Consider the following 8,978-nt stretch of genomic DNA (forward strand, 5'->3'; position numbering starts at 1 on the left):
AATACCTTTTATTTTTTTGCAATAAAAAACCCTTTACCTATCCATTCCAGCTACTGCCCACTATGGCTTTAGGTACCCCATATCATTCCTTTTTACTAGGTCTTCAGTACACCCAAGCCCTATATAAACACTATCCCTTCGTTTTAATGATGAAACTTTTTATTTCGAAATATGTCTACTCACTCGTTTACTTGAAAAAAGATTCAATACCTTGTAAATTTATAAAATGATAGTAATTATCATCATATTTTAAAGGAATGATTCATGAGATTTACGCAACTTTCTGCTTTGATTGCCGCCGCCGCTTTATCAGTCGGCTCCGTATCCGCTTTTGCCAAACCCGTTCAGCTGACCGATATCCTCGGCCGTAAGGTAACTGTCGACCTGCCTGCCAAGCGCGTGGTGTTGGGCTTCTACTACCAAGACTACATGGCCATCGGCGGCAAAACCGCGCTGGACAACGTCGTTGGTTTTTCCAAAGCAGTTTGGGCCGACTGGGCGCCGCCAAGCTGGGCGGCATTCAGCAAAGCCGTGCCTAAACTGAATCAGCTGACCGACGTGGGCGAAGTGGAAGTCGGCACTTTTTCGATTGAGAAAGTATTGGCGCTGAAACCCAATTTGCTGGTTTTGGCCGAATGGCAATACAAGGCTTTGGGTTCCGATCTCGACCGCATCAACAAAGCCGGCATCCCCATCGTCGTGTTGGACTACAACGCGCAAACAGTGGCCAAACACGTTCAATCGACCAAACTCATCGGTACATTGACCGGCCAGCAGCAAAAAGCCGACAAACTGGCGGCAGACTACAAACGCGTTGCCGACACCATCCAAGCGCGCGTGCAAAAAGCCAACCTGCCCAAGCCTAAAGTCTATATCGAGTTCGGCAACAAAGGCCCTGCCGAACACAGCGTTACCTTCGGCAAGAGCATGTGGGGTTCGATGGCGACACTGGTCGGCGGCAACAATATCGCCGCTTCTTCGGTCGAATTCTACGGCCCGATCAATCCTGAAAAAGTCCTCGCCGCCAAACCCGACGTGATCGTGATTACCGGCCGCGAAACCGAATTGAAGAAAAACCCTGCCGCCATGGTGATGGGCTGGGGCATTCCAAAAGCCGAAGCGGAAAAACGCTTGGCAGGCTTTGCCAAACGCGCCGGCTGGGCCAACCTGCCTGCGATTAAAAACAACCGCCTCTACGCCGCCTACCACGCCAACTCGCGCACGCTGTCCGACAGCGCATCGATTCAGTTTATGGCCAAAGCGATTTATCCGCAGTTGTTTAAGGATTTCAACCCTGAGAAGACCTATATGGACTTCTACCGCCAAAACCTGCCCGTCGTACCAAATGGTACGTTCTACCTCTATCCGAAAGGACAATAAGGTAATTTAGATTTTCAGACGGCCTTTTAAATCGGAAGGCCGTCTGAAATTTTTGCGGAAGAAAAAGGCAAACCTGTTTCTCCCCTTTCACAACACTCTTTTTTAAAGGTTTGAAACATGAATGATTCGGTTGTCGCCGAGATTGTGAAAAACCAGCGCAAGTTGGAAGGCAAGCGTTGGTTGATTGTGTTGATGTTTTTAGTCATCGCGGCGGTCAGTTTCCTATTCGACATCGCCACCGGCCCTGCGATGACGGACACGCTGCCCGTCGGCGAAGTTGTCAATGTTTTGCTGGGCAAACCCGAAGTCGATGAAATGAACCGCCTGATTGTGATGGATTTGCGCCTGCCGATTGCAGTGATGGCCTTAGTGGTCGGTGCGGCTTTGGGTGTCGGCGGTGCGGAAATTCAAACGCTCCTGAACAACCCGATGGCCAGCCCTTATACGCTGGGCTTGGCGGCGGCGGCGGGTTTGGGCGCGTCGGCGGTGATTGCGTTCGGCGGTTTCGGGCTGCCTGAAACGGTCGCCGTTCCCATCGGTGCGTTTGTGATGACCATGCTGGCTTCGGGCATCTTGTTTCTGTTTGCCTCAGCGCGCCGCTTCAATTCGGCGATGTTGGTGTTGGTGGGGATTGCGCTGTTGTTCCTGTTTCAGTCGATTTTGTCGCTGATTCAATTTATCGCCGCGCCTGAGATTTCGCAGCAGATTCTGTTTTGGCTGTTCGGCAGTTTGAACAAGGCAACTTGGGAAACAGTCATCGTTACGGCGGCGGTTACGGCGGTATGCGTGTTTCTGCTTTCGCGCGATGTGTGGAAGCTGACTGCGCTGCGCTTGGGCGAAGAACGCGCCGTCGGGCTGGGCATCAATCTGCAATTTTTGCGCCTGAAAACGCTGGTGTTGGTGGCGGTAATGACGGCGACGGCCATCAGTTTTGTCGGCGTGATCGGCTTTATCGGCTTGGTTGCGCCGCATGTGGCGCGGATTCTTTTGGGCGAAGACCAACGTTTCTTCCTGCCCGGCGCGATGCTGGCAGGGGCGGCGTTTTTATCGGTAGCGAGCGTGTTGTCCAAGGTGATTATCCCGGGCGCGCTGTTTCCGGTGGGGATCGTTACGTCGTTTGTCGGCGTGCCGTTCTTCTTCTGGATTGTATTAACGAAACGATAGGCCGTCTGAAATGTTGAAACTTGAAAACGTACACATCCGGCGCGGCGATTATGTGGTCGCCGACAATATCGATTTGACGCTGGAACAAGGCAAAGTCTATTCCGTGCTCGGCCCCAACGGCACGGGCAAATCCTCGCTGATGAAAACGATTTTCGGCGAAGTGGCGCACAAAGGCACCATCCGCTACGGCGACGAAGCATTGAGCAAAATCCACCTGCAAAGCTGGCGCAAACGCATAGGCTATATGCCGCAGGACACTGCCGCCGAAGCCTCGCTGACCGCGCTGGAAGTCGTGTTGCTCGGCCGCATGGACGCGCTACACATGCACGTCGGCGACGAGCTACTGCACGAAGCCGCAAGTATCATGGCGGAGCTGGGCATCGGCCATCTGGCCCACCGCGACGTCATGCGGCTTTCCGGCGGACAGCGGCAGCTTGTGATGTTTGCCCAAGTCATGCTGCGCCGTCCCGAAATCCTGATGCTGGACGAACCGGTCAGCGCGCTGGATATGCACCACCAGTTGAACCTCTTGGAGCGCGTGGTGCAATACACGCACGAACACAATCTGGTTACGCTGATGGTCTTGCACGATTTGAGCCTCGCCGCGCAGTTTTCAGACGGCGTGATTCTGCTCGGCGAAGGCAAAGTACAGGCGCAGGGCGCGCCGCAGGACGTGTTACAGGCGGACATGATCGGCAGATTGTACAAAGTGGACATCGAGCTTTTGTACGACAGCAAAGGCCTGCCCGTTATCCGCCCGATGCGGAAGAGTGCGTAACTTAACCGCTCCTGCAAATGTCGGATTTGAGCATCCGGCCTGCAAACTCCCTGCAACTTATCCCCTCTCCTGCGGGAGAGGGTTAGGGAGAGGGCGGTAAGCCCAAGGCTTGCCTCTCCGACTCATCAGCCCGCCCCATATTTTTTATCCTTAGAAAGGACTTTCTCCATGAAAAAATCCCTCTTCCTCCTCATGCTGACCGCTTCCCTTAGCGCATACGCCGCCAACCACGAAGTCAAAATGCTCGACAACGGCAAAGACGGCAGCATGGTGTTCGAACCCGGCTACGTCAACGCCAAAGTCGGCGATACTGTTACCTTCAAAGCCGCCAACAGCGGCCACTGGGTACAAAGCAAAGCCCTGCCCGACGGCGTTGCCGACTTCCTCTCCGAAGACGGTAAAGACTTCACCCTCAAACTCGACAAAGAAGGCGTGTATGTCTATACCTGCCCGCCGCACCGCATGATGAACATGAGCGGCGTGATTCAGGTCGGCAAACCGGTGAACAAAGCCAAAGCGCAAGCCGTTGTCGATGAACTGGAAAACCGCGCCATGCAAAGCAAAGGCCGTCTGAAAAAATACATGGCGCAAGTGAAATAAACGCGTTTATGCCCGCACCAAAGGCCGTCTGAAACCTTTCAGACGGCCTGTTTCCTTTGCGTAAAACACGCATCAAAGCTATATCTTCCGTTTCAGTTTCCGATAAAATAGGCCTATTCCGACACAAGACCCGTAAGCATGATACGCTGCCTTTACGCCACGCTGTGGCACCTCGCCCCTTTCCTGATCCGCCGCCACCTGCGCCGCCGCGCCCTCAAATCCCCAGCCTATCTCGAGCATTGGGACGAGCGTTTCGGGCAGGCGTATCCCAATCCCGTACAACGCCCGATTTGGATACACGCCGTATCCGTCGGCGAAACGCGTGCGGCCGAACCTTTGGTGCAGGCATTGCGCCGCCATTTTCCTGACTCGCCGTTTCTGATTACCCAAATGACGCCGACCGGCCGCGCCACCGCACAATCCCTGTTCCCCGATGCGCAATGCCGTTACCTGCCCTACGACAAATCCGAATGGGTCGCCCGATTTTTAGCCGAACACCGCCCCATCTGCGGCATTTTGATGGAAACCGAAATCTGGCCTAACCTGATGCACGGCTGCCAAGAAGCAGGCATTCCCCTCTTTTTGGCCAACGCGCGCCTCTCCGAAAAATCCCAACGCGGCTACCTTAAAATCCGCAAGCTGGTCGAGCCTGCCATGCAGAGCCTCTCCGGCTGCTTTGCCCAAACCGCCGCCGATGCTGAACGCCTGCACCTTATCGGCGCGTCCAACGTCCACGTCTGCGGCAACACCAAATACGACATCGCGCCCCCAAACGACTCGCGCCCGCTTGCCGTCGCCTTTAAAGAACGCATCGGCGCACGCCCCGTCGTCGTCTGCGCCAGCACACGCGTATACAAAGGCACAGACGAAGCCGAACTGCTCCTCAAAGCATGGCAGGGCTACCGCGGCAATGCCTTGCTGGTCATCGTCCCGCGCCACCCTGAAAACTTTCAGACGGCCTACGATACCGCCAAATCGCTTGATTATACCGTCCAAAAACGCAGCGACGGACAACCCGTTTCCCCCGATACACAGGTTTGGATAGGCGACAGCATGGGCGAGCTTGCCGCCTACTACCTCAGCGCAGACATTGCCTTCGTCGGCGGCAGCCTGGTCGATGCCGGCTGCCAAAACATCATCGAACCCATCTCCTGCCACGTCCCCACCCTCTTCGGCTACTCCAACTACAACTTCGCTCAAGCCTGCAAAGGCGCAGTCGAAGCCAAAGCCGCCGTCCGCGTCGAAACCGCTGAAGCCTGGTACAGAACCACGCGCCAATACCTCGACGATGAAACACTGCGTCAACAGCTGATCAGCCACACCGAGCAATTCATTTCGCAACACCAAGGTGCCAGTACCAAAATTGCCAAAGCGATTGCAGATTGTTTGAATCAGCGTTAAACAATAAAAAACCGCCTGTTCATGATAAACAGGCGGAAACTGAAAAACAGTTTTTTGTTTTCAGCCGTTTAATTGACTAAGAGCAGGAACAGGGTTAAGATAATCTTAACGACTGTTCGCAGTCTCAGCCATGAACGACCCGTGCGAGTGGTATGTTTCATGATTGAAACCATCCTTTCTAGGGCGGTTTCAGCACAAAGCCCCACTGCAATGGGGCTTTTTTGCTACCAGCCCCGCGATAATTATACCCAAACTTCCTAAAATCATTCCCAACAAATTTCCACTAAAAAGGCCGTCTGAAACCCCAATTTTTTGGGTTTTAGACGGCCTTTTCTCAACCTACAAACTTAGCGTCCTGCTTTCAACACGCGGCGTGCAAACACAAACATACCGAAAACAAAAAACGCCAAGCCCAGCCATTTGGCGGCCGTATCCCAGTTTTCCAGGTTCAGGGCCAAAGGCGCATCCGAACCGCCGTTGGTTACGGAGAAGGCAATGATAAACGCCATAATCACACCAATCAGGCTCTCGCCGACAATCAAACCGGCGGAGAACAGCGTACCGATACGTTCCGCATTTTTCAGACGGCCTTCACGGTTTTCTTGACGGCGGGCGATGACGGATTTCAACACCGCCGCCAATACCGCACCAATCACAATCGGCATATTCACAGACGGCGGCAGGTAAATGCCCATGCCCACGGCCAATACCGGCAAAGCACGCTTGCCGCCGGAAGATTTGCGCAATGTGAAATCAACCGCAATCAACGCCACACCAATGGCCACACCGGTGAAAATATAATCCCATTGCAGATTGTGCGAGAAAATACCTTGGGCGATGGTAGTCATCAAAGTTGCCTGAGGCGCGGCAAGGGCTTGGGCCGCATCCATGCCTTCACGCGGCATCGCACCGGTAAAGCCGTAGGCTTCATACAAAAGCTCCAACACAGGCGAAATCACCACGGCACCGACAACGCAGCCGACAATCAGCGCAACCTGCTGTTTCCAAGGCGTCGCTTTTACCAGATAACCCGTTTTCAAATCCTGCAGGTTGTCATTGGAAATCGAAGCCACACAAATCACAGACGCGCCGCAAAACAGCGTCAACGCCAGCAGGAATTTGCGGTTTGCCTCGTCCGCCATCAAGCCGCCGGATTCGCCGACTAACAGCAACACCAGCGAAATAATGACGATAGAGACGATGCCCACGCCCGAAATTGGGCTGGAAGACGAGCCGACCAAACCGGCCATATAACCGCAAGCCGCGGCCACCAAAAAGCCGATAATCGAAGCCAGCAGCGTACATACAACCACCAACAGCCAAGCCAAACCGCCGGAAATATGAGAGTCGCCGATAAAGTGGAAGAAGGACACGCCCAATACCAGCATCATCGCCAACACCCAGGCAATCATCGCCTTAGGCGACAAATCCTGTTCCGTGCGCTCGGTCATCTGCGCACCGCCGAAATTGCGGAAAGACAGGCGCATACCCTCGACCATCGGTTTCATCAAAGTCAACAGCGTCCAAATAGCCGCGATACCGATCGTACCCGCACCGATAAAACGGACTTTTTCCTTCCACAAAGACATCGCAAAAGGAATCATCTCCATATCGGCAGGTTGCGGAATATGCGCCGACAGATACGGTACGGCCACACCCCAAGCAATCGAAATACCCAGCAAAATCGCGATACCGCCGGTCAGGCCGACCAGATAGCCCGCACCCAGCAAGGCCAAAGAAAAGCCCATCGGCACTTGGAACACCGACGCGCCACCTTTAAACCAAAAGCTCGCGCTGTCCGCCACCACGCGCAAACCGCTTGCGCAGAAGCTCATCAAACCGGCCAATGCGCCGCCCGACACCAATTCCTTGATACCGCTGCCGCCTTCCTGCTGGTCCGCATCATGGTCGCCGACCTTCAAAATCTCAGCCGCCGCCACGCCTTCCGGATAAGGTAAATCGCTCTTCACCACCATCGCATAACGCAAAGGCACGGTGAAAATCACGCCCAAAATACCGCCGGACATACACAGCAGCGTAGTCTGCCAAAACGGAAAGCCCGCCCAATAACCGGCCATCAGCAAACCCGGCAAGATAAAAATAATACTGGAGAGCGTCCCCGCAGCCGAAGCCTGAGTCTGCACCATATTATTTTCCAGAATATTGCTGCCTTTAAAAAACTTCAAAACCGCCATCGAAATTACCGCAGCCGGAATCGAAGACGCAAAAGTTAAGCCCACCTTCAAGCCCAAATACACATTGGATGCCGTAAAAATCACCGTAATCAACGCTCCGAGTATCATCCCCCGCAGCGTCAGTTCACGGAAACTCGCATAAGGATCAACCGCCTGTTTCATAAAAAATCTTCCTGTATCAGGTAAACAATCAAATCAAAACTTTTCAGACGGCCTTTTGATACATCCATCAGGCCGTCTGAAAAGCCTCTCTCTTACCATTTTAATGAACTATCCGATTACACGCAAAAGCCCTATTTATTTTCATTTGACGCCAAACAATAAAATCATATCGATACAGACGTTTGGGGCAGTTTGACGGTTTCAGGTAGAATAACGCCAAATTCATCAACCGTTCAGAAAGCCGCCGCCATGTATTCACTCGTCCGCCCTATCCTGTTCCGTTTCGATGCAGAAAAGGCCCATCATTTCACGCTCAACAGTTTGCGTTCTATCGAAAAACTCGGCCTGCTGCCCAAAGTAGACAGCCACACCCGGCCAACCGAGCTGATGGGTTTGCAGCTGCCCAATCCGGTCGGCTTGGCGGCGGGTTTGGACAAAAACGGCGAGTGCATCGATGCGTTTGCCGCTTTGGGTTTCGGCTTTGTCGAAATCGGCACGGTAACGCCCAAGCCGCAGCCGGGCAATCCGCAGCCGCGCCTTTTCCGCGTTCCCGAACACCAAGGCATCATTAACCGCATGGGTTTCAACAACCACGGCATCGACGCAATGATCCGCAACATTGAAAACAGCCGTTTTAAAGGCATTTTGGGCATCAACATCGGCAAAAATGCCGTTACGCCGATTGAAAATGCGGCCGACGATTATCTGATTTGCTTGGAAAAAGCCTACGCCCACGCAAGCTACATCACGGTCAATATTTCCTCCCCCAATACGAAAAACCTGCGCGCCTTGCAGGGCGGCGACGAATTGAGCGCATTGTTGGAGGCCTTGAAAAACAAACAGGCGCAACTGGCAGCCGCGCATGGCAAATATGTGCCTCTGGCGGTCAAAATCGCGCCGGATTTGGACGAAGCGCAAATCGACGACATCGCCCATGTGGTCAAATCTGTGGAAATGGACGGCATCATCGCCACCAACACAACCATCGACAAATCAAGCTTGGACAGCCATCCGCTCGCAGGCGAACAAGGCGGCTTGAGCGGCTTGCCCGTTCGCGAGAAAAGCAATCAGGTGTTGAAACTTTTGGCGGAACGCATTGACGGCAAGCTGCCGATTATCGGCGTCGGCGGCGTCATGAACGGCGCGGACGCGGCAGAAAAAATCCGCTTGGGTGCCAGTGCGGTTCAGGTGTACAGCGGTTTGATTTATCGCGGCCCTGAGTTGATTAAAGAGTGTTTGGCTGCGTTGAAATGATACTTTCCTAAAAAACAAGGCCGTCTGAAATCTTTCAGACGGCC

7 protein-coding genes are annotated in these 8,978 nt (G+C 53.7%); 6 read left to right on the forward strand and 1 reads right to left on the reverse strand.

Translation table 11 applies throughout. The features are described 5' to 3' along the window. Positions 1-264 precede the first annotated feature (264 nt). The 5 genes from HMPREF3047_RS04880 (at position 265) to waaA (ending at position 5,323) form a co-directional block, all read left to right on the forward strand. Entirely contained in the window at positions 265-1,380 is a 1,116-nt protein-coding gene (locus HMPREF3047_RS04880; protein ID WP_070712367.1) for an ABC transporter substrate-binding protein, read from the forward strand. A 117-nt stretch (positions 1,381-1,497) separates the two neighbouring features. Next, positions 1,498-2,544, forward strand: a complete 1,047-nt coding sequence (locus HMPREF3047_RS04885) for a FecCD family ABC transporter permease (RefSeq protein ID WP_004519102.1) — start codon at positions 1,498-1,500, stop codon at positions 2,542-2,544. 10 nt (positions 2,545-2,554) lie between these two features. Further along, positions 2,555-3,322: an ABC transporter ATP-binding protein gene (locus tag HMPREF3047_RS04890; RefSeq protein ID WP_070712368.1), complete on the forward strand. Its 768-nt coding sequence runs from the start codon at positions 2,555-2,557 to the stop codon at positions 3,320-3,322. Positions 3,323-3,490: 168 nt separating this feature from the next. Beyond that, on the forward strand, positions 3,491-3,922 hold the full coding sequence (locus HMPREF3047_RS04895; protein ID WP_070712369.1) for a plastocyanin/azurin family copper-binding protein: 432 nt from the start codon (positions 3,491-3,493) through the stop codon (positions 3,920-3,922). A 138-nt stretch (positions 3,923-4,060) separates the two neighbouring features. After that, positions 4,061-5,323, forward strand: a complete 1,263-nt coding sequence (waaA, locus tag HMPREF3047_RS04900) for a lipid IV(A) 3-deoxy-D-manno-octulosonic acid transferase (protein WP_070712370.1) — start codon at positions 4,061-4,063, stop codon at positions 5,321-5,323. Between the two features lie 347 nt (positions 5,324-5,670). Here the strand turns inward: waaA and HMPREF3047_RS04905 are convergent, their stop codons facing one another. Next, positions 5,671-7,680 (reverse strand): OPT family oligopeptide transporter, encoded by a 2,010-nt coding sequence (locus HMPREF3047_RS04905; RefSeq protein ID WP_070606341.1) that lies wholly within the window; start codon positions 7,678-7,680, stop codon positions 5,671-5,673. A 249-nt stretch (positions 7,681-7,929) separates the two neighbouring features. On the opposite strand from HMPREF3047_RS04905, the gene HMPREF3047_RS04910 reads away from it, so the two are divergent. Then, positions 7,930-8,934: a quinone-dependent dihydroorotate dehydrogenase gene (locus HMPREF3047_RS04910; protein WP_070461070.1), complete on the forward strand. Its 1,005-nt coding sequence runs from the start codon at positions 7,930-7,932 to the stop codon at positions 8,932-8,934. Positions 8,935-8,978: the final 44 nt, after the last annotated feature.

This window comes from Neisseria sp. HMSC075C10, assembly GCF_001815615.1.
GTDB classification, from domain to species: domain Bacteria; phylum Pseudomonadota; class Gammaproteobacteria; order Burkholderiales; family Neisseriaceae; genus Neisseria; species Neisseria subflava_A.